Source organism: Bacteroides sp. AF39-16AC (assembly GCF_003602735.1).
Lineage (GTDB): Bacteria > Bacteroidota > Bacteroidia > Bacteroidales > Bacteroidaceae > Bacteroides > Bacteroides uniformis.
Genome location: NZ_QTLN01000002.1, coordinates 52,971 through 75,604, shown reverse-complemented (window position 1 = coordinate 75,604; position 22,634 = coordinate 52,971). Strand labels below are relative to the sequence as shown.

Annotated in this window: 24 protein-coding genes and 1 pseudogene; 2 read left to right on the top strand and 23 right to left on the bottom strand. The window is 37.1% G+C overall.

Annotation, left to right across the window (positions count from 1 at the left end):
• Nucleotides 1-109 precede the first annotated feature (109 nt).
• Together DW039_RS02405 and DW039_RS02400 are read left to right on the top strand one after the other, a co-directional pair.
• Nucleotides 110-1,156, top strand: a pseudogene (locus DW039_RS02405) (TraM recognition domain-containing protein); the annotation flags it as partial.
• A gap of 295 nt (nucleotides 1,157-1,451) precedes the next feature.
• Entirely contained in the window at nucleotides 1,452-1,865 is a 414-nt protein-coding gene (locus DW039_RS02400; RefSeq protein WP_087247631.1) for a hypothetical protein, read from the top strand.
• A gap of 6 nt (nucleotides 1,866-1,871) precedes the next feature.
• Here the strand turns inward: DW039_RS02400 and DW039_RS02395 are convergent, their stop codons facing one another.
• From DW039_RS02395 to tssD (DW039_RS02285), 23 genes are all read right to left on the bottom strand, one after another.
• Nucleotides 1,872-3,155: a sigma-54 dependent transcriptional regulator gene (locus tag DW039_RS02395; RefSeq protein WP_120381660.1), complete on the bottom strand. Its 1,284-nt coding sequence runs from the start codon at nucleotides 3,153-3,155 to the stop codon at nucleotides 1,872-1,874.
• Nucleotides 3,136-5,457: a hybrid sensor histidine kinase/response regulator gene (locus tag DW039_RS02390; protein WP_120381659.1), complete on the bottom strand. Its 2,322-nt coding sequence runs from the start codon at nucleotides 5,455-5,457 to the stop codon at nucleotides 3,136-3,138. The genes DW039_RS02395 and DW039_RS02390 overlap by 20 nt, the downstream gene beginning before the upstream one ends.
• Before the next feature lie 57 nt (nucleotides 5,458-5,514).
• Nucleotides 5,515-5,883, bottom strand: coding sequence for a hypothetical protein (locus tag DW039_RS02385; protein WP_120381658.1), 369 nt, complete (start codon nucleotides 5,881-5,883; stop codon nucleotides 5,515-5,517).
• 6 nt (nucleotides 5,884-5,889) lie between these two features.
• The gene (locus DW039_RS02380) at nucleotides 5,890-6,699 is read right to left on the bottom strand and encodes a translation initiation factor 2 (RefSeq protein WP_371682731.1); all 810 of its coding nucleotides are present in this window, start codon (nucleotides 6,697-6,699) and stop codon (nucleotides 5,890-5,892) included.
• A gap of 79 nt (nucleotides 6,700-6,778) precedes the next feature.
• Nucleotides 6,779-7,321: a hypothetical protein gene (locus DW039_RS02375; protein WP_120381656.1), complete on the bottom strand. Its 543-nt coding sequence runs from the start codon at nucleotides 7,319-7,321 to the stop codon at nucleotides 6,779-6,781.
• Nucleotides 7,322-7,398: 77 nt separating this feature from the next.
• The gene (locus tag DW039_RS21070) at nucleotides 7,399-8,601 is read right to left on the bottom strand and encodes a hypothetical protein (protein ID WP_207810763.1); all 1,203 of its coding nucleotides are present in this window, start codon (nucleotides 8,599-8,601) and stop codon (nucleotides 7,399-7,401) included.
• Entirely contained in the window at nucleotides 8,598-9,335 is a 738-nt protein-coding gene (tssD, locus tag DW039_RS20845; protein WP_165853092.1) for a type VI secretion system tube protein TssD, read from the bottom strand. Before tssD (DW039_RS20845) ends, DW039_RS21070 begins: the two co-directional genes overlap by 4 nt.
• A 24-nt stretch (nucleotides 9,336-9,359) precedes the next feature.
• Nucleotides 9,360-11,855, bottom strand: coding sequence for a type VI secretion system protein TssR domain-containing protein (gene tssR / locus DW039_RS02360; protein WP_120381655.1), 2,496 nt, complete (start codon nucleotides 11,853-11,855; stop codon nucleotides 9,360-9,362).
• Nucleotides 11,856-11,858: 3 nt separating this feature from the next.
• A complete protein-coding gene (locus tag DW039_RS02355; protein ID WP_118165966.1) occupies nucleotides 11,859-12,764 on the bottom strand; it encodes a PKD domain-containing protein in 906 nt (301 codons plus the stop codon).
• A gap of 5 nt (nucleotides 12,765-12,769) precedes the next feature.
• Nucleotides 12,770-13,279 carry a type VI secretion system transmembrane protein TssO gene (locus DW039_RS02350; protein WP_118165964.1) on the bottom strand — a complete coding sequence of 170 codons (510 nt, stop codon included), beginning with the start codon at nucleotides 13,277-13,279 and terminating at the stop codon, nucleotides 12,770-12,772.
• A gap of 12 nt (nucleotides 13,280-13,291) precedes the next feature.
• Entirely contained in the window at nucleotides 13,292-13,792 is a 501-nt protein-coding gene (locus tag DW039_RS02345) for a type VI secretion system TssO (protein ID WP_120381654.1), read from the bottom strand.
• Nucleotides 13,793-13,808: 16 nt separating this feature from the next.
• Complete coding sequence (locus tag DW039_RS02340; protein ID WP_120381653.1) at nucleotides 13,809-14,771, bottom strand: type VI secretion system baseplate subunit TssG; 963 nt, start codon at nucleotides 14,769-14,771, stop codon at nucleotides 13,809-13,811.
• Between the two features lie 23 nt (nucleotides 14,772-14,794).
• Nucleotides 14,795-15,955 carry a hypothetical protein gene (locus tag DW039_RS02335; RefSeq protein WP_120381652.1) on the bottom strand — a complete coding sequence of 387 codons (1,161 nt, stop codon included), beginning with the start codon at nucleotides 15,953-15,955 and terminating at the stop codon, nucleotides 14,795-14,797.
• Nucleotides 15,956-15,966: 11 nt separating this feature from the next.
• Nucleotides 15,967-16,848 carry a TssN family type VI secretion system protein gene (locus DW039_RS02330; RefSeq protein WP_120381651.1) on the bottom strand — a complete coding sequence of 294 codons (882 nt, stop codon included), beginning with the start codon at nucleotides 16,846-16,848 and terminating at the stop codon, nucleotides 15,967-15,969.
• A gap of 11 nt (nucleotides 16,849-16,859) precedes the next feature.
• Nucleotides 16,860-18,704: a type VI secretion system baseplate subunit TssF gene (locus DW039_RS02325; protein WP_120381650.1), complete on the bottom strand. Its 1,845-nt coding sequence runs from the start codon at nucleotides 18,702-18,704 to the stop codon at nucleotides 16,860-16,862.
• Between the two features lie 4 nt (nucleotides 18,705-18,708).
• Nucleotides 18,709-19,173, bottom strand: a complete 465-nt coding sequence (locus tag DW039_RS02320; protein ID WP_120381649.1) for a GPW/gp25 family protein — start codon at nucleotides 19,171-19,173, stop codon at nucleotides 18,709-18,711.
• Entirely contained in the window at nucleotides 19,164-19,604 is a 441-nt protein-coding gene (gene tssD / locus DW039_RS02315) for a type VI secretion system tube protein TssD (protein WP_120381719.1), read from the bottom strand. Before tssD (DW039_RS02315) ends, DW039_RS02320 begins: the two co-directional genes overlap by 10 nt.
• A gap of 5 nt (nucleotides 19,605-19,609) precedes the next feature.
• Nucleotides 19,610-20,008 carry a type VI secretion system tube protein TssD gene (tssD, locus tag DW039_RS02310; RefSeq protein WP_120381648.1) on the bottom strand — a complete coding sequence of 133 codons (399 nt, stop codon included), beginning with the start codon at nucleotides 20,006-20,008 and terminating at the stop codon, nucleotides 19,610-19,612.
• A gap of 10 nt (nucleotides 20,009-20,018) precedes the next feature.
• On the bottom strand, nucleotides 20,019-20,315 hold the full coding sequence (locus tag DW039_RS02305) for a hypothetical protein (protein ID WP_120381647.1): 297 nt from the start codon (nucleotides 20,313-20,315) through the stop codon (nucleotides 20,019-20,021).
• An 18-nt stretch (nucleotides 20,316-20,333) separates the two neighbouring features.
• Nucleotides 20,334-20,720 carry a hypothetical protein gene (locus DW039_RS02300; protein WP_120381646.1) on the bottom strand — a complete coding sequence of 129 codons (387 nt, stop codon included), beginning with the start codon at nucleotides 20,718-20,720 and terminating at the stop codon, nucleotides 20,334-20,336.
• Entirely contained in the window at nucleotides 20,720-21,769 is a 1,050-nt protein-coding gene (locus DW039_RS02295; protein WP_120381645.1) for a hypothetical protein, read from the bottom strand. The genes DW039_RS02300 and DW039_RS02295 overlap by 1 nt, the downstream gene beginning before the upstream one ends.
• Nucleotides 21,770-21,771: 2 nt before the next feature.
• Complete coding sequence (gene tssD / locus DW039_RS02290; RefSeq protein ID WP_120381644.1) at nucleotides 21,772-22,185, bottom strand: type VI secretion system tube protein TssD; 414 nt, start codon at nucleotides 22,183-22,185, stop codon at nucleotides 21,772-21,774.
• A gap of 13 nt (nucleotides 22,186-22,198) precedes the next feature.
• The gene (tssD, locus tag DW039_RS02285) at nucleotides 22,199-22,621 is read right to left on the bottom strand and encodes a type VI secretion system tube protein TssD (RefSeq protein WP_087247591.1); all 423 of its coding nucleotides are present in this window, start codon (nucleotides 22,619-22,621) and stop codon (nucleotides 22,199-22,201) included.
• Nucleotides 22,622-22,634: the final 13 nt, after the last annotated feature.

Sequence of the window (22,634 nt, the reverse complement as noted above, 5' to 3'; positions counted from 1 at the left end):
GAATTATAACGGAGAGCCGTGTACATGGAGACATGTAAGCACGGTTCGGGGGCAGGCTCTCGGAAACCTACCGCAGAAATGCGGCAAGGCGCCGAGTGCCGAGCCTACAATATTCAAAGGCGGTATCTACTGCACGTTCCCTCATGCCGTGGAACTGCTGAACAAACCTTACTCAGATTTGTTTACCATATTGACTTCCTATCCGGAACTGGAGAACTACCTTTCCCCTTTCATGGATGCCTGGAAAGGTGGGGCTCAGGATCAGCTCCAGGGCCAGATAGCTTCAGCGAAAATTCCGCTTACCCGAATGATTTCTCCACAGCTGTACTGGGTCATGACAGGCAATGATTTTTCTCTGGACATCAATAATCCGAAGGAGCCTAAAATCCTTTGTGTAGGCAATAATCCGGACCGGCAGAACATCTATTCCGCTGCGCTCGGACTGTATAATTCCAGAATCGTCAAACTGATAAACAAGAAAGGGCAGCTTAAAAGCACGGTCATTATAGATGAGCTCCCTACCATCTATTTCCGAGGACTGGACAACCTGATTGCAACGGCACGTTCCAACAAAGTGGCGGTCTGTCTGGGATTTCAGGACTTCAGCCAGCTTAACCGTGACTACGGTGAAAAGGAAAGCAAGGTGATTCAAAATACAGTCGGCAACATATTCAGCGGTCAGGTGGTAGGTGAAACGGCCAAGACACTTTCCGAACGTTTCGGTAAGATTCTGCAAAAACGGCAGTCCATATCCATCAACCGTCAGGATGTCTCCACATCGATCAACACCCAACTGGATTCCCTGATTCCTGCATCCAAGATTTCCAACCTCTCACAGGGGACGTTTGTCGGTTCCGTATCTGACAATTTCGGGGAGAAAATCGACCAGAAGATTTTCCATGCGGAAATTATCGTGGACCATGCCAAAGTAAGTGCGGAAGAAAAGGCTTACAAAAAAATCCCGGTTATCAACACGTTCAAAGACAGTGAAGGAAATGACATCATGCTCCAGCAGATACAGCGCAACTACGACCAGATAAAGGCGGATGCCCAGGTCATCATCAACGATGAAATGGAACGTATCAAGAATGACCCGGAACTATGTGAACGGCTGGGAATAGAAAGTGCAGAAGAGGAGAAAAGAAAAGCTGAATAGATACAGAATGACAAATAAGTCCTGAATCAGTTTGATTTTCAGGGAACATTCCCTATCTTTGAATTTGAAATAGAACATAACGACGGATTACGGGATGTTTTCCGTTGATTATATACATAAGTCGCAAGATGCCCTAAACAGAAATCTGGTAAATTTCAAAAATTACAAAGGCCATTGCGTGAGGCTTATGCTATATCTTATAGCGTGAGCCCATGCGAGTTTTTGTAATGGGTTTTACCAGAACCCCTGTTTAGAACTATGCATGGGTTTCATGCTTTTTTTATAAACAAGAGGTATGGCAAAAATACAAGTCATCATGCCCATCACACTGAATGGGTTTCTACCGGATGAAAATGAAAAGCTGATGGAATGGCTCAGGACAGATCGTAACGGCTTCCCATATTGGGAAAACCGGGCGGTATTCAACATGTATCCTTATTATGGAATGCTTGATCTGATGGATGCCAAGGAAAGACACGGAAACGACTGCACCTATTTCATGAAGGTGGAGAATCAGAAGAGTGCGGATTATGTAAGTGGAGTTTTTCTATACAAGCTCGCAGATGAAGTGGTCATATACTTACTTCCAATATCATACAAAAGTGGGATAAACATTACGGGAAGAATTCAGCCTGGACAATGGGTACTGCATGAGTCCAAAACATTCCGCAACAATGTATGCAGACTGATATACCGCCTTAAAAAATAAAAAAAATTATTTCAGACCGACTTTCTTCATTTTCTTATAAAGAGCTGTACGGCTACAACCCAGTTCAATAGCTGTCTGGCTAACATTGCCGTGATTTTTTTCCAGCATATTTCGTATCCTTTCCCTTTCCTGAATGATATAAATTTCCGGATTACTACCACAAACCACATTATCCAATCCCAAATCACATACATCCAACAATACGTTATCTGCAACAATGACCGCACGTTTGACTTTTGCGCTCAGTTCCCGCACATTACCAGGCCAGTCATACCCCAACATACATGCTTTCGCTTCTTCTGTAAAGCCTTCATTCTTAACATGTATTCTATAGGAATGTTCTTTTCTGAAAAATTCGGCAAGAGGAAGAATGTCGTCCTTGCACTCCTTTAACGGTGGCTGTAAAATTTCCAGTTCAGCAAGACGGTAATAAAGGTCCTCACGAAAACGCCCCTCTTCTACAGCTTTTTTCATATTTTCATTGGTAGCTGAAATTATACGCACATTCGTACGCTTTACTTTGTCACTTCCTACAGGATTAAACTCCTTTTCCTGAAGAACACGAAGAAGAAGAATCTGCATGGAATAAGGCATATTGCCGACTTCATCCAGAAATAAGGTTCCTCCATTAGCGGTTTCAAAATGCCCTTTCCTATCAGCAACAGCTCCGGTAAAAGCTCCTTTGACTGCACCGAAAAATTCAGAAGCCTGCAAATCGTTAGGTATGCTTCCACAATTGACGGCAACAAAGGGTTTATCACGTCTGTCACTATAACGGTGTATCATCTGGGCTATCACTTCCTTACCGCTGCCACTCGGACCGAGTATCATAACTGAAAGGTCGGATGGTGCCACACGACGGGCAAAAGAAGCAGCTTTCCGTGCAGCTTCGCTGGTACGTTCTACAAAAGAACGCTCTTTACGTACTATAACCGGACTTTTCAACATACTGTGCATTAATTCAAGAAGCTGTTCCTGATGGACAGGTTTTTCCAGATAATCCTTAGCTCCGAGCTTGATTGCACGTACAGCATCCGAGATACAGGCATAATCTGTCATAACAATAAAAGGAATTTCCATACCGCAACTCATAATCCATTCCAGAAGGCTGATACCGTTCCCTTCAGGCAAACGTACATCCCCCAACACCAGGCTGATTTCATGTTTCTTCAGAATACTACGTGCCCCGGGCTCGTCAATAGCACTCAGAACTTCGTAACCGGCTTTTTGCAGCCACTTTTCTATCATACCCTTAAGTATCATATTGTCTTCAACTATCAGTATTTTCATATTTTCCAAGTTCTTTTTCTGTTTCTTTTATCAATTTCTCAAGAATGTCAATAACCTGCCAGGCATATTCCCCTATGATTTCATTAACACTTTCATTATTATGCAGTTCCTTTTGGAATTCACGCAACAAACGTTCCTTACCAAGCATTTCCCATACCGGCATCATCCGGTGAATAATCTTCCGCATTAATTCACGGTCATACTTTTTCAAGGCTAATTCCATCTCAGCAAGTTCTTTTCTGGACTCATCAATAACGAGTGACAGCATATATCCATTGTCGTCTATGTCTTTCAATAAGCAGGAGAAATCAAAGTCTCTGGCATTTGAGACTCTTGTATGGGATATGATAGTCGATAAAAAAGATAACAATCCATGAATATTGAACGGCTTATGAATATAACCTGCAAATCCTTCCTTTTCATATATTCCTGTATTACCATCACTACGCGCAGTCATAACAGCTACAGGAATGCTTCTTGAGTTGCCAATATCCGAATTACGAAGCAGTTTCAAAAGACCAAACCCATCAGTTTCAGGCATCTGAACATCCGTTAGTACTATATCATAATCCGATTTCTCCAGAGCAGCAACAACGTCCTGAATATTCATACATGTAGTACAGGTTATACCATTACGGCCAAGCATGTCTTCCGCTATTTTCAACTGTATCGGGTCATCATCCACAACAAGTACCTTTTTAGGAAGCATAAATATCTGATTATTATCCTGTTTATCTTCCTCTGCAGGTTCATCCGTTTCAGGTAAGGGAAATTCAAGTCTGAATACGCTTCCTTTACCAAGCTCACTTTCCACATCCATTGTTCCGTCCAAAACCTTTACCAAGCCTTTTGTCAGGAATAATCCAAGACCAAATCCCTCTGAGTTGATATTTTGTGCAGCACGTTCAAATGGAGCAAAGATTCTTTTCAGCGTTTCTTCATCCATCCCGATTCCAGTATCCTTGATTTCAATATTCAGTTTCCCATCAGAATATCTTGAATGGAAATTAACGGTTCCCGATGGAGTAAACTTTATGGCATTTGTCAGTAAATTAGCCAGAACCTGTTCCAACTTGTCCGCATCACCTTTCACTGTTAAACTACAATTCTCATGTACCGCGTACAAAATCAAAGCCTTAGAAATAGCCTTACGGGAAAACTCATCAGAAATACGTTTAAGAAAACGATTCAAATCGAATGGTAAATCATTACGCAAATCACCGACTTCATTAATCCGATAAGCATCCATCAGATCATTGACCAAATGAAGAATATGATGACAGGAATGACGTATATCCTCCAGATATGATTCACGTTTTTTCTTTTCACGGGTCTGTGATGCCAAATCAGCACAATTATGAATGTTTCCAAGAGGGCCACGTATATCATGTGAAACGGTCAGGATAATGCGCTTGCGCATCTCCAGCAATTCTTTATTTTCACTAATAACCTGGTTCAACCTGGATTTAATCCTTTCTTCCTTACGCAAATCAGAACGTATGATAAGAAAAGAAATCAACAGCAGAATAATTGCAAATGCTATAATTATGGCAAACATGAAGAAAGATAAATCCTGTGCTTCTGCTATTTTCTGATCTTTTTGAGTAAATACCGCCTGTGCCTGATTATCAAGGCTACTGATCAGCTGCGACAACTCACGGTTCAAAGTACGGTTCCTGGAACGAAGACTGTCTGCATAAGTTTCCATTTCTACAGTATGTATCCGTTGCAAGGCAATCAGACTGTCACTGAAAGCATGCAGTTCCTGAGCAGAAGGCAGAACCTGTACACTTTTCTTGCCGCCAAAGAATCCAGCTATACCACTTTTCTTTTGTGTAACAATCCTTACACGGGTCGCTCTTCTGGCCACTTCCGGCAAATGATTCACCAAGAGACTATCCGTCTTTCTCTGTATTGCAACAGTTTCCATAATATGTAGCAGATGATTTTCCTTTTCTTCAAGCAAATTACAAAGAGTGTCTATTTGTTCCGTATGCACAAAACCACCCACATATTGCTTCATTACCTGTAGCAGGCTGTCAACACTCAATCGCTGGTTTCTGTATTTCCGGAAATCAGTTTCATTCCATGTAATGACAGATTCACCATGTGTTGCCAGCTCAGTAATACGCCGGTGGACTGTATTTATATCCTTACGGATTTTACGAATTTCCGTGGTCTCTGCTTCTATTTCATGCATCCGTTTCCGTTCATGCAACAAAATGGCGGTCATACTACTGATAACCGCCACTAATAACAAATACCCCAAAAGGATTTTATTCTGTAATGACACTCTTAACATTTAGTTTGTAATTCAAACAATTATTTCCTGCAATACTATCTGTAAGACAATCTTTTCTTATACTCCAAATACCACTTCAATCTCCATCACTTTCCCATGTTCCCTACGCACTTTAGACATCCGTGCCGGAATTCCATGTTGGAAACAAGATTGAATGAACTCCATACCGATAAATATACCAGTATCAGAACTTCCAATTGTTCCCTTATCTTTATTATAAAAAGTAACACTTCCTCTCATGGCTTCATTTCTTCTTTTCCGATATTGTTCTTCCTTTTGGAACATCACGTTCACCTCTCCTCTGATTATCTGTACCTGCTGACCTCCTGTTTGAAGAAACTTCAGATAATGTTCCAGCAAATCTTCCGGACAGCCACTTTGGGACAACATTCCTTTTATGGTATGTATATGTATCAAATCTTCCATATTTCCTCATTTAGAAATGAATATCTTCTTGTCTTTAATGATAAGCGTATCTTTACCGCCATTTTTTATCAGACTTACATTGTCCAAGTCAATGCGGCTATTGGATATGGTGAAATCCTGATGAATCGTGTCGTTATGCAAGAAATGAATATCCTGTTTATACAAGTTCGGAATAGAAAAGAACAACGCTATAATGCCACCAATACTACATATCATCAATAATGTGAAGACAATAAACCAACGTTGATACTTTCTATTATCTACAACCTTTACCTCAATAGGGGCTGATTCCTCATTGATTGTTACCTTTTTTTGGTTGTATATCACACGACATCTTAAATTAGGGAATTCATGTAAGCCTAACAAATCCGGAATCTGTTGCAGGAATTGCAAATACTGCTTGGTTTCCATCAACACTTCCAACTCCATGGTTACACGGATGACACTACGTTTCATTATCTTGGGTTTTCCTGACGTACCTACAGGCTTGGCAACATTGACGGGACGGATATCCGATACACCTGTATCCACGCTCATGGCAAGCTCCACTCCTGTATTTCCCAACGAAGGGACATCCGCCAGATGGAGTCCATAAGGGGACGAGTTTTCCGTACCCTCGTATTCCGCTACCAGGTCTGCTATTTCCCGCACTTCGGTCACCGTCACGTTCTTTGCCTCCGCATTCACAAAGCTTTCCACTTGGACCTTCACACTGTCGGTTAAGAAGGCTTTTATCTTGTCTTCGCTTTTCTTATGAATAAGGTAGCTGGGATACTTTTTTGTGAAGTTCCGAACTACGTTCTCCATATAACTCATAGTATAATCATATTCATTTATTATAGATAAAAAATATCTAAAAGATAGCTTAGATGACAACATATTTCCCATTTAAAATTTAATAATATACTTTTAAATTATAACGTTCACCAAAAACTTTACCTGTTTTTCCATCAACTTTTACAGACGTTAACCCTCTAATATTATGATAAAATGAAATTATATAAATATTCTTTCTTTTATAATGTTTTTTAGAAATGTATAAAGGACATGAATCACAGAAAAAATCTTTATACTTTTCTTTTACTAAACATAATGCCTGGATTCCTGATAAATAATATCCCTCATCCCAATTATATACTATTATATCATCATTATAATGATATTCCTTTCCTATAGGAACATCTTTCCAATACCATTTTAGTTTATTAATTCTTCCTTTAGAATCATAGGTTATACAGCGTCTAATTTCAGTCGAATCATTATATAGATGATATAAATAACAAGTGTCCATAATATTTAAATTTCCACTATTTGTATATATAATACGCTCCAATCTTTTCTCATAATTTCCCTCCTTTACTATTTTATCTTCCCAATCATTAATATCAATATAATATTCACTGTTATTGAGAGAATCATTATACGTATAATAATTCATAGAAGTAATTTTATTTGTATAAAAAGTAGTTTTACAACTGTAAAATATTACACAGATAAATATTATACAGATTCTAATTATTTCACAAAATTTGATTTCTGAACTTGATCCCATTGAAATTTCATAGTTTGAAAAACTTTTATAAATTCATTTGCATTATGATAATCCATATAATTATTGGTAGAACCTTGTTTAAAAATAAAGGGTGCTTCCTTTTCTTTATCTTCTTCAGGAAATATATGTTTGCATCCCAAAGCATGCATAAGTTCATGTGGAATCTCTTTATCCGTCATTTTAACATCATTTCCCAAAAACATACAGCAATATCTCGATCCTGGCAAATGTCCTCCATTTACAAATCCACGTTCTGAGTAATTTGCTAAATTTGTTAAAAACAAATAGATTGTATCACTATCTATTTGATTTTCCTTTTCATAAAAGGTAGAAAGGGCACTAACAAATAATGTACCATTTTGTACTACTTGCTCTTTTATATTCTCCCAAAATCTAAATAATTGCATTAAATTTAAAAGAGACCAATATTCTTCCTTGTCTTTTTTTATAGTTTCATTATTGGACGATTTATTTTTTTTAGTTCTATTTTTTAGCATTTTCTTTATCTTATTTCTTTCCTCTTTTGTAATTTTTCTAACGGAAAATATTACACTACTCAATATTGAAAAATCAATCATTGAAGCTTTAAACGCTGATTTAAGATACCTTTCTATCAACTTTAATGAAATATCTTCATAAGTAATACAATTATTACCTATTTGGGTATATATCAAACGTAGTTTACATTTTTTTACTTTTTTATTGGGGTAAACATTAATGCCTCCTGCCAAAACATCATCTGCATATATTTTTATCTGTGATTCTACTTCTATTGGTTTAATACATGTTACAATCACCTCTTTTGTGTCTTTTGTAAAAACTGATGGTTCAAATTTAAATGCGTCATGTTGTGGTTCAATTTTATCAAATTCCCCATTAATTATTCTAAATTTGACTCTCATTTTCACTTTCTCATTTACTCTAATACTTAACCAAGGAAAATAATATTCATAACCACAAATATTACAAGGTGAATATATATTCTTAAATTCCACCTCATTTTTCAATGGCAAATTTTCTTTATTATACTTATCAAATCCCACAGGATTTATTAAAAGAAAATCTTCACTCACATCAAATTCAACTACACATTTTTTTTTATAGTTAATATTCGTTTCTAAAGAATGACCAGAGCTTTTTACTTCTGCTTTTAAAATATATTTCATTTTCCTAAATATTTAAATAACGAAAAATTAGGAACTATAGCCTCTCCATTATTATTTATAATACAATTTTCTATAGTTATAATATTATTTCCATTTTCATCTTTTATTGAAAATGAAATCTCATCTTTAGGTTTTGCATTTTTTACTTTAGCATAAAGAGTTACTTCCTCATTATAAGGTAACTCATTAATAATATTCCCTTCAAAATCCTTCCAATATACCTCTATTATTTCTGCTACCTTTTCTTCATTTGATTCGGATACAGCCTGAACTAGTTGTTGCTGTGAAACTTCAGATACTTTCCAAACCTTTTCCCTAGGCACCAGATTATTCCTCTTGATAATACCTGGTGACATATATACGGTCATTACCATCGGAGAATTCACCGCACTCATACTTTCCTCTATCTTCAAGCAAAAGCAATCCCAAAACTGAAAAATATCAGCAATCTCCACTTCATTATATACAAAATGGATTTCTCCATTATGCATGACTCCTTCATTCAGCCAGTCATAAAAGAACTGTTCGTCACCACTACATTCAAACATAAGTGTAATCAGGTCTCCTTCAACAGGCAAGTATTCACGATTACCTATCTTTTCACAAGCCTCAATATGAAGTTGTATGATTCGCCTTAAATTAGGATCATCACAATGTTGGATATGACACCGATAACTATAATAAAGTATCGGTATCTCTTTGCCTCTGATTTTCAATATTGCTTGGTATATCATAATGATAAATTTTCAAATGAATGACTATGGTAACAAATCTCGGCTGATCCAATAATACGTCTGTCCATTGGATTGAAATGATTTACCGGCAGCTTCGTCCAACAGTTTCTTCTTTTCCTTAAAATATTCAATCAGTTTGTCCAATTCTACATCGGTAATCATCTCCTTTTTCTTCAAGTCCTTAATCCGATATACCTCAAAAAACGGATAGTCCACCGGACATGACGTAAATCTTCGTAAAGATTCTGATATAGGCATTCTCAAGGAAGCCTTCCTTTTAATTTTACAATACTTATCTGTATTTCTCTCAGAAAGGAAATGCCGTATCAGCTTTCTTCTGACACGACGAGTTGAAGCATACTCAGGAACATTCAGGCTGTCTCTCTTTATACTAATAGCTGTTTCATCGTTATTATCTGTTATATAGTCTTCCGGACAATCACAGATATTAACCTTAGCCTGTTTCTTTTTTCTTACAAGTTCAACTTTATAATCAATCACTAACTTAGCTGGTTCTTCTATATATTTCCTGAGCCGTTTAAATTCATCTTCATTCACCAGCAAATAATAATCCAATGTAGAAGACAGACTGTCAGGTAATACAACAGGAGATAATGGAAGCGACCATCCAGGTTCTATAGAAGGACAAGCTGACATTATGGACTGTTTATCAGTTTTCTTTATATGATGATAAGCTACAAATGTTGAATCAAGTTTATGCCGATTTGTACCGACCTCCGCAAAAGCTCTTTCCAATTGGTTGTACAATATGGTATTATCAAGTTTAACTTGCAACAACATGGAATCTACAGCCTGAGTCAGACTTTCCATTTCCAAAGATTCATTCTTCTGTGGAAATACCAGCCATCCCTGAGTCATACTTTTATCTGGAAAGTCCAGACAATAAGTATTATGATTTACTTCCATATATTCATTGCCATTCCGTATCAAATCCGGATATACCATCAGTTCTCTTTTCTTCTGGCTGATCCGTGGAGCATAACAATCAATCATATTTCCAAGCTGAAGTACAAAATTGTTAAAATTATCAGGCTCGCCCCCGTACAGTTGGAATCCCAACAAACGGCAATTGTTTTTTACCATCCGATTCACTAAGGCAGAGTCTGCGAACTCTGTATTATAGCCTTTATCACCAATTACGACCAATACATTCGTTTCATCTTTATGATGATTGAACATATCTACACCTATTCTTACCCCAGACCAACTTCCAAATCTGCCATATACAGGTTTCAATTTTTCCGAATTTTTAGCTTTGGCAGAAAGGAAATCAAGCATCTCCATATAATCAGGGGTCAATTTACAGATAGGATCGTTCAAGCCGCCTTCTTCATTAAAAGTCAGTACCGCTCCAAACCTGAATGTAAAACTTTCATCGTTTACCAGAACGGACTGCAAACTTTGAACTGCATTTACCAAAGCCGGGAAACGTTCAATGGTAATATCTTTCCCTTCCACTACAAATACTATATTGATATGTTGTAAATCTTGTTCGATTTTGTTCTTAAAAGTATCATAATAGATTGGATTTCCATTTACATTCAAGACATAACTGTCTCCCTTGTCAATAACCGGCATAGGAAGATGAGTCCGGAAGCATAGTGTTGTATCATTTTCACTATAAGAAAGTACCGGACTATATTTTATAGCCGGATTAAGTACAGACAAATTTCGGCTTTTGATTCTTTCAGAGGCACATAAGCTTATCGTATCTCCTTCTTCTTTATCAATCGTAGTGAAAACGTCCTTAGGCAATGACGCTACATCTATGTGCAACTGCTGTCCGGAAGATGTCAACAATCTGTTATCAATCCATCCTATAGTTTTTAGATCAATGCTGTCTGCATCAATCATAGGACTACAACCGACAAGTATATGTGTTCCATCTACCGCTTTCTTGTAAGGATACACAAGACTATACATTGGAATTTTACCAATCTCTTTGGTCAAGTCTGTGTTTCCGTATAGCTTTATGGAATCATTTGCAAAATATTTTTCGGCATTTACAAACATTGTGGTATCAAATGGCAACAGAACCATCTTGTTTTTAAATCCTGTCATGACATCCGTAATACCATTCCTTGTCAGCAAAAGTTCATTCTTGTTAATCCAACCGACATATTTCGCCTTTTTCCACTCCTTTAATCTGCCATTCTTCAAGATAGACGGATCATATTTTATCAGCTTCAACCAGTCACCTTTCTCTTTTATGACCAGAAACGCATCCATATACTCCACATTATCCATCTCATTCTTTCCACTTGGACTCATGTAAGAAGAGGAAGATTCCTGAGCAAATACAATCCACGGATTCCCCTTGAATACTGCAAAATCACGTGGTGCTTTTAATCCTTCTATACAATAATTGTTCACGTACTCACGAGGTACTTTCTTTACCCTCGTAAAACGATTTACCGGACCACATGCTGCCATCAAACCGATAAAACAACTGCACAGACATCCGGCATGGAACAGACTTGACAATCTATTTCTTTTCATAACTTACCTTTTTTGTTCTGAAAACCGTTCGTGCTGAGTTACCATCAGCTGCATAACACATTCATTATTTAGATCATCACCCATATCTACAAATACATCATCAATAAGTGTCTTTTTACGGGCAATTATTTTCAGACCTTGACAATAAGAATAGAAATCATTCTTTTTGTTATTATTTATAGTGACAGCCACATCAGGATTACCGCACAAATATTTTTTCAATATATAGTTATAATGAGTGTTGAATGGCTTTCCATCCACGATAGCTTGCAAATGCTCACGAATATCATTCCCTATAACCACTAATATGTCTGTTGAATCATTTTCGGTATATTGAGGAATGACTTCAATCGTATGTCTTATCGGGTATTGGGTATTCTCAGTCATAAGCTGCACCTCATATTTGCCTGGCTCAGAATAAGAATATAATGGATTCTGCTCCCTTGAGTCTACAATACCAGACTCACCAAACTGCCATCTCCATTCCTTAGATACACCATACCCTCTGAATGTAACAATCTCACCTTGCATAGCAGTTGACGGGGCTTCAATTTTCACCAACTGCTCACTTCCATAATCATTCTTTTTTCTTCTTACAGTTACAATCTTGCTTTCTTCCAGCGCATCATCTATTCTGAGGCGTATCTGATAACGTCCCGGCTCCATAAAAATATATTCCCCGCTTTGCTTGTTTGACTTGTCTCCGTTGCCGAACTCCCAAAGCCATTTTTTTGCATTACGTGTACTGTCTGAATAGTGAACAGGTTCGCCGACTTCTACCTCTATCGGATTTAATGTCATCCTGATTGTCCTGCTTGAGAACAACAATCGTATTAATAGAGCCAGTACTATACAAAGCAGCAAAGCTCCTATAACAAGCATAAATTTACGCGTATAAATCTTTCCCATAATATTTATTTTTTTGTACCGGAACGCAGATCTTCGAGTTTCTTCTGCAATCCAATTTCACATTCCTCCAAATTTGCCTTGAACGTAATGATATTCTGCTGAATACTCCACAATTGCTTTTTATCCGACAACCACATGTCGTAAAAATCAGCAATGTGCATAAACAACTTATACCTCTTATCCCAGTTGTTTTTTTCGTATGTGTTTTTCAGATTGTTTATCAGATAACGAATATCATCTTCTTCATATTGAGCATATACGCCCGGTTCAAACTTCTCTATCTTACGAAACAAGGAATCAACAGAAACTTGATGATCTGCCTGTTCTTGTTGATAGTCCTTTATACGGTTCATTTTTACTTTTACAAACTCTTTCTGCTCAAACATACTGAAGTCTGAATTCCACATGAATATACTAATGCAACATATTACAGTTGTTATGATAAAGAACAGGAATACATAGGCATGTCCCATAAAGACTTCCCGTTTATTCAGGTTATTTCTATTATTGTCCATAATCCTCTATTTTTATTTGTTATTACCAGAGCCTACATTAAGATTCCTACGAGTCTTCCAATTATCCTTGATACATTGCATCAAATCATTTTTTACCATTTCCTCCTGGATTTTCAGTAACCGGATAGAATCCTTAACTCCTAAGAACAGATTGATATTTCCAAGCAGTTGTCTGTACAATTTACAGTCCCTTTCTTCCATATCCTGTATGTTTTTAAGGATATTCATTTTTTTTGTACTGATTACTCCCTGAAGTAATACATCATTAATCTGTGGAGAAGTGTTCATCAGTTTCATATATTGGTAGACAGAATCCACACTATTTGAAAGGGCTATTTCACGGGTATATACCCGGTCATACTCCTGGGTTTTCGTTGTTATTCTTTTAACCTCAACGCCTGATGTCTTTAAGAAACAGGCAAAAATTAAAACGGCAAATATGACGCAAGCCATTAAATAAGCGGCAAACTTCAAATATGCTTTTCTTACTTCTGGATTATTCCTAGGTTTCATACTTTTATTTTTTTATTTACAGGTAACTACTTATTCCTAAAAAAGTCCCTTGCTCAGAAGAGCAACCAAGCTTGAAACGGGAGTCTTCCTGCTGGATGATGTAACGTGTATTTATTATTTTGTCGGCTGGCAAAAAAAGCTCAACCAAAGATTGCAATATCTGATAATCTTTGGCTCCCGGAGAGAAACCTTCCATTCTGGACGCAGAGATAGGACCGATTTCAAGTTCCATTTCATAAGTCCCGTCATCAAAACTATTGCCAATTACCATATTATCTCCCAAAATACACTCACCTAATTTCGGAACAATGTCCGGATCAACTTCCGTAACGCATTTCCCACCCTTTTTCAAGGATACAGGTACTTCCATCAGTATACTCATACATTTACCTATATTCTCCGTACTTACTGTTATCTGTTCCAGATAGGTCAGCATGTGTATCAGCATTACAGCTAAATGGACGGGAAGCAAATCAAGGACTGGCCATTGCCGGGAGAATATATTTATAAAATCCCGATGAACATTCATTTCATCAATACGCCGTTCCTTGTTTTGAAAAGCAACCAGCATATAATCCAAGGAAATCTCGAAAGGTTTGAAAAATCTTCTTGCGAAGAACTCTTCATCACGATGGATACGAATCTCCTCCAGGACCTGCTCTTTTGAAATTTTTCCTGTCTGATAAAGGTTACGATGAAATATAGACTCAGGTAACATGTCATAAAGACTGCGCCTGTTTACATACAGATAAAGATAATCGGTCAAGTCATAGTGTGAATATTCTGAATGTATATCATGAATATCCTTTGAATAACCGCGTCTTATATCCCCACGCCTTAAAATGAGCGTCCGTTCTGCATCATAACCCTGTTCTTTCAATCCACTGGCAACAACTTCAGCCTTGAAATCAGTATCAGGTTGATTGAATGCATGCACACTCTCATCAAAATTCACTATGTTATCTATTTCCTTTACCATACAAAAAACTGTTTAAGTACAGACTAATCCAGAATATTCCAGCGTGTTTCTGTGGTTTCCTTAGATTGACGTGAACGCTCAGCCACAACAATGTTTTCCTTATGTTTACCGATATACTCAAGACGGCTCAACGTAGTCCACAAATCATTAAAGAGGTAAAGAAAGCGCTCTGTCGTTACCATCAGCAAACGAATATCATGGTGGTCATAACGCATTCCACAATTTTCACGGAGCACGCCTTCGTAAGCACCGGGCTTGACACCATTCCATTCATAAAAATACTTCAACAAATCTTCTTTCTCTTCTTTACCCATAAAGCCCAGACAGATATATAAACGGTGCGCAAGTGTCGAAAATACATTTAAGAAACGTATAGGCGAATAATACTGTCCTTCGTTACGGAATGAAAAGTATATATCAGATATATATAACATTACATGACGGCATAACATTCCTATATTTGCTGCTAATTCAGTCTGTTTCTCTGCGTTCTCTACTTTTGCCAGAATATCAATAGAAGCCTTTTCTATCGAATCTATAAGCTGACCGAACTTCGCATAATAACCTTTCAGATCCGGATGACTTGACATACTGGAGCATGGAGGTATAAAATTTCCATCCACTTCACAACGGTTTCCATTCCTACGCAATCGGCCGATTACAAGATAATATCTTCCCAGTTCCCCTCCATCAACCTGTCCTGCCGGCAATACATTCAGGCGATATTTAGGCAATGCGTCCGGTTGTCTGGGTACACTTTCTGTTTCATCCGGAGTACCGGAAGGCTGTCTTTCAAACGGGTCTGCCATCAATATCACATCCCATTTCTGTTCTCTATCATCAGTATCTTCAACAGAAATGTGGAAGCTGGCTGTCAGTTCTTCATTTTCATCAGCATCATAATCTATAAGATAGCCCCCAGCAGTAACAGCATGACAACGTTTCAACCTGACTTCGAGAGTACCTGTAACAAGCTCTGTAATGCTGAAATCACCGGAAACAGGTTCTCCTTTTCTGAAAGGTAAAAAGCCATAGTTTGTTCTGTTGAGATGATACGACTGATGTTCACACAACTGATTGATGAAATGATCTTCCAGTTGCATCAAATGATTTTTCCTTACAAGCAATCCGTCTGTCCAATTTACCAGAGGATATGATTTCCTTTTATTCTGTTTCGTTGCCATAATCCACAATATTAATATTCTCTATATTTTACCAATTCGTTTGCTACACGCTTGGCAATAATCACATCATGTCTTTTCAGCTTATTTTCTGCAAGTGTTACCTCCGGATCTATATAGAATCTCCTTCTGAAGAAAGACGGTTTAGTATAAAATACCCATTCGTAATAAGTTCCACCTTCATTACGATATTCAATTGGAGCTGACGGAGACTTCAGATTACAGTCATTTATCATACGCTGAAACCACTGTCCGAATATGACATCCTCCGAGGCTTTTCCGGTAATTCGTTCAGCAACCGGGTCATTTACACTTTTAAAGACCTCCACATCAATCACAATACTCTTATCACGATTGATATACAAAGTATCCGAATCATACTCCTCTGAATACTTCCAGACTTTATAGATTTCCAAAGGAATCGCAAAATAGCAGTCAACAGTCTGTGCATATAATAAAGGAAATGAAAAAGGAAGCAGACAGGTGGATGCCCATATTCCATATTGCAGTTCATTACAAAGATTGAAAACCAATGAAAAAAGACCGGCTCCAAACAACATAACCGATACTGTAATCAGAAATTGGATTACAAATGAAGGTTGCTCATTACTGGAGGATGAAAAGACTTTTCTCAATACCATCCTGTTGTAATATCCTGCAATCCAATAAACTACAACCAATAAAATATACATATAAGGCATAAAGCTATAGTTCATGAAACCCGCCAGTCCCGGTAACGCTAGTACAATACCACTCAGAAGCAAATATACAATAAGCCTCTTATTATTAAGCAGTTTGTTTTTCCTGGCAATAAAATATGCTACAACTCCAAATATTATGGTAAGGAGAGGCATGAGCAAATACGATGATACAAAATGTAGTGCAACTGGATTCATATAAAATCTGTTTATGCGTTATTATATTCAATAAATATCCTATAGTTAAAAGTATCCGGAGAGCAGGCTGCCAATTTGGTAAGCAGATTGTCTTTCATCCGTTTTTCCTGTAATGGTTCATCCAATCTTGTTCCCAGAATCAGATGAACATCCTTTGTACGTATCAATCCCTCATGGGGCATCGGACTGATTGCCACCCCATTACGAATATTAGTACGTAATAATAATTCTCCCAGTTCTTTCTTGCAGAAACTGGCTATATCATTCTGAGTAAGAACACGTCCATGAGAAAGAAAACCATATTTGTAATGTTCTATTTGTTCCCTGTTTTTAGGAGAGTGCTTGCCTCCATAAGTCGTACTGACAAGTGCCAATGTTTTTGGATTCACATAGGTATTGGTATTAGGGGACAACTCGACTCCGGCTTGTATCTGGTTACCAATCTCGCAATTCGTAGTCCAGTATTTCACCGTTATCTGTCCGTTCCCATTCATACAGTCTATCATTAAATAATAAGGTGTTTCCCTTGTTTCATTCATTTGCTCTGTTATCTGCTTCATTTGCTCCATCAATTGCTCCATCTGACCAACCAACGCTTGTAGTTTTGCACTGGAAACGGCAGAAAAAGCATGTGATTCGTCATCAAGCAAGTCAAGCAGATATACAAGAAGTTCCTTTGCCGAACGGGAGTCAAAACGTTCACAGCCACCCTTTCTCAAAGAATAAGTTCCACAATCCTCCATACTGCTTTCCTGTTGAAACATCAGCTCGTAATAGTTTTTGCCATTAGAGTCCTTCACGCTATGCACTGCCAATAAAGACTCACTTTTTCCTGTACGCAATGGAATTACCCTAAATGTATCTTCTATATTCGTATTTTGTTCATGGAGTAACTTGTTTTCTACAGGTACAACATTTACTCCGACATGCAGGTCTTCTAATATATCTGGTGTAAAATGTGCTGGGAAACTCACCTTTACCCATATCAGCCTGTCTTTCATTTTATCCACGACAGACTCCTTGAAATAATCTGTGAGCTCTTCAGGAAATGAGACCTTATCCTTATCATCTATAACAAGCTGCTGGGAAATGGTAAGATAATGCTTGTTGTATATATCCATCACTTCTTTATCTATCATAACCATTATATCATAATTCTGGAAAAAACTATAAGCAGAGTGTCTGGATGGTATCATTTTCTGATAAATGCCTTTCTGCATATCAATCCTTTTTCCATCTATATACCATTCTGTACAAGGTAGCAGGAACAGATATTCATAGTTGTCCGTTAAATTCGGAAAGTCAAGATAAAATGACAGATTTTCCAGTCCGTTGATGGCTTCATCAACAGTCAACCCAATCCACACGGAGTCTGACGGCATTTTAACCTCGCTACGGGCTACCATTGTCTTCTCCAAAGTATGACTGACTTCATAAAGCAGATCATCGGATATTATATACTTGACTTCAACCTTGCGCAATATCATATCACAGGCCGGATAAAATGAAAGCGTGCCTGTGGAAAGTTTTCTGTTCAACACATCACTTTCATAATACATACCAGATTCACGTGTTATCAAGTATTCAGGATCAATAGGGGAAGCATGTACAATGCCATGCGCAGGGAATGGTGATGCCAGCATACCTGGTGTAAGTATGTGGGCTGTCTTTTCCAACAGTCTGGTTTCAATTGCTGTAAAATCCTCTCCGAGTGTGTAAACCTCATTCGCCAGAGCCTCCAACATAAGTTTGACCACCGGATCGAAATTTTCCACCTTCTTTATACCCCAAAATGCTGCTGCATACTTCAGCATCCGATTCCTGATTTGCTCTTTATTGTATTTTTCTTCACTCATACTGTTATCGTGTTGAAATAGGTCCTAAGTAAATCACATAATAGAATGTCCTTCTTTCTCCTGTACGAACCAGATTTCCAGATACATAAACCTGAACTCTCTTCTTTATACTTGATGTTTCATACATACTGTCCTGCAACATTGTGTCGTCTATAATTACACGCACACTGACATTGGTCAGTCTCTTTTCATATGTGGTAACAGCTGTAGTGATATATTCGGAGAACTGTCCTTCCCAACGTGTATGTGACACAATACTTTCGAAGTCAAGATAAAAAATCTTACAGCCAAACTTCTTGTCAAAGGTATGCTCACCCGGAGCTGTACTAATCAACAGTTCAATAAACTGATCAATAGACTCTATTTCCGAGCAGGACTCCAGACGGCTATTCTCGACATCTTCGCTCAACAATGCTCCAAAGTCTAAAGGTAATTTGCAGAATTTTGTTTCCATATTTACTAACGCCATTGATTTTCAAACTCATCATTAATAAACACCAACAATCGTGAAGCAAATCTTATAAGTATATATTGCTTATGATTGACATTGTCAACCTTTCGTTGGAACTGAATGCAATTACCATCCGTAAAGTGAGCTACAAATGCAGCCTGCTGATTGGGCTGGTCTTTCTGATATACTCGTATCTCCCCATTCATATATGTTTGTGTGAAAGTTCCCCATCTTAACAGGGTATCACCAGGCATTCCCTGTAACATACACATAATGATACCACCGTATGCTTCCCCTTCCGGAAAACCGATACGATTAGTATCACGCTTAAATTGCAGGTTGAAGTCTTCAATATCATATATTTCTTCACCCACACACAATTTCATTATGTAATGGTCATCATTTCCCATTACATTTTTCTTTTTGAATAGGGTATTGAACCAGCTCATAACATTCACATATTTAAGTAGCACGAATCTCCTGTTTCCATTTCCTTAAAATGAATCAGAAGTTTAGTCCGACATTCTTTGGTTGTAGAGTGGACATTCATTTCAAGACACTGTGCACCCCTGAAGCGTATAACTTCTTTCTGACTTCCAAGAATACCTGAAGAATTCATTAATTCTCCATTTTTATGGATTTGCGAACTAAGCATCCACGCCAATAAATCATCAGTCGGAAAGCCTGATATTATAACACCTATCTTTCCGCCTTGCATATTGCCGATTACCCGTCCAGTCTTATCAGCATCCTGACTGAAGTCATATTCATATTCCAATAGATAATAAGCCTGAACATCTTCATGTTCCGATGGCTCAGCAGTCCATAATTTGATATATGATTGTGCACTCATACTATATTATTTACTCATTATCTCTCATTAAATCTGTTTGAAGCATAGTGGTCAGTGTACGATTTTCATTCATACGTGATTCCACAAACAAGACTGTGTCCTGGCTGTCCAGATGCTTACGGGAATAAGCCCTTAGATAGGCTTTGAATGCCTGTACCTTAGTACGATACTCCTCTAAGGGGAGGGCGAAGATGTCTTGCGTTCCTACCCGTTCCAGTCCGTATTTCTCCAGTTCTTCCTCAAATGACCTCTTCGATTGATCATTTGAAACTGAATAAATAATTATTGTTTTATATTGAATGTCCATTATCAAACAGTAAAGTGATTATAAAAATGTTTTTAATAAAAGCAAGCCTAATAAAAACTCTAATAAAGGCAATGCAACTATAACCCAATTGGGTATGATTTTATTCAATATACTCCCCTTAAATTTCTTCAAAAGATCAGATGTTCTAGCAGGTGTATATCTTAAGAAAATCCAAATGGTGATAGTAATACCTATTAATGAAACAGTTATAATAGCATGTATTAGTTCATAATCTTTCGATAAAAAATAAAATTCGAAAAGATACTTATCAAGTACTATAGAAACAAAAAAAAATGAGATCACTCCTAACATACCAAACATTAAACTAGAAGAAAACCTAGCAGGTTCGTTATACTTCTTATACATTCTATACAACCTGTAATATATATAATCTACTATTATCATCACCAATTCTTTTTTATATAAGGATTTTCAAATCTAGTATTATCCCTTGGAGCAACGAATTCCATTTCATAAAAAGGAGTTGTACTTTTATACTTATTATTCATATCATCTAATGATAATGAATTAGGTGCAAAATCTAATCTGTCTATATATTTTTTCAAATCGAAAACTACTCCATTATCATCAAACATATCATCCAAATGTTCACCAATTGTTTTTCCTGACATCAGACAGCTTATACAATCAGCTGCAAACATTACTCCACCAAAAGCCCAACCTACTCCAGGATAGAATGTACTTGCAGCTACAGCTATAGAATATATATCAGAAACTTTTACTTCTTTTTCAACATAAATTGATCCAATAGTACAAAAAACTCCAATATATTGAGAAAACCGATTTCCTGCATTTATTGCTCTTGGAATAAATTTTCTTTTAATCTGACTGGCATTAATTTTATACCCATTTCTTCGTAAAGATTGACAAATACTATTTGATATATTTTTTTTGAATTTTGGATTACTCCAATAATTATTTTTAAAAATATCTATTCCAAACCCAATAGAAGAATTACAAAAATCTATACACCCAATTACTTCACTAATAAGTTGTCCATATCTTTTATTAAAATCCACTAGTGGAAAAACATAACTTTCACCATGAACTTCAATTATTATTTTCATAATATCACCATCTTCATAAAAATCCACCCTAACTTCTGATAAGTCACTAATAACTTTATGATGTAAAAAATCAATAGCAACATTATAGGTTCCATTATTATTAGAAGTACAAATTATTTTTTTTATTTGCTCAGAAGTTAAATTCAAACTCCGAACATAAGCCTCATCAGAATAATCTACTCTTTGAACAGAAAAATTCGACATTAAAGAATTAATTCTCAAGTCTTCAGGTAAATATGTTATTGGTAAATCCTCAACAAAAGCATAGCCCAACCCAATTACAAAACCTGTATAAAATTCTTCCTCTTTATTCATACGGTAGAATTCGTCTTTTGTTATATAGTTTTTTGTTGAATATTGTTTCATAGCTATTTAACCCATTGATTATTAAAATCTATTCCATTTAGGCACAAACTTTCTGGAGATAATATTATAGTTGTATTTAATCCCACAGCTATACCTATTGAACGCTTTAAACTTATACAGTAAGCATTAGTAAATGTTACCTCAAATATTACTCCAGACGTACCAGTTTTAAACAATACTGCCCCGTTCTTTTTTACCCAAGGCTTGATTGCCCATCCGTAGATGTTATTTTTAACGGTTTGTGACAATGTTATCATAATACGCCCTCCACGAACTTCACCTTCAGGTTGATTCTTATTACCATCAACAGGCTGGTGAAAGCCGATTTTGAACTGTTCGACTTCATACTCGTCACCATCAACGCAGAATATTACATTCACGTTGCTGTCCACTTGCGGAAAATTAAAAAGTCCCATAACATTTTCTTTTTTAGAGTGCCCACTGATTTTCAAATTCTTCTGTACCGAACATTAACTTCTGTGCTTGTACGGTAAGTTTAGTCGCGATATAGCTCTTTCCCTGCCGGATATAGCTGATTTCCATATCTACACAGGTCGCTTTCTCAAAGAGTATCTTTTCAAGAGCGGAACCTTGGTTATCATGAACGACAATAGCTCCGCTCTGATATTTGCGGGCATCCAACATCCACTGAATCATGTCTCGGTTAGGCAGATGAGGGTAAGTTACATAGAAAGTACCTCCCTTAACTTCTGTTTGTACCTGACCTTTAAAATCAATACCTTGGGCGAAGCCAAATTCACACCCTATCAATTGATAGCTGTCCTTATACATATCCGTCAGCGATGTAGCTGCCAGATTGCCGATTTTTAAAAATACTGTATATCCAAACATAAGAATCTTGATT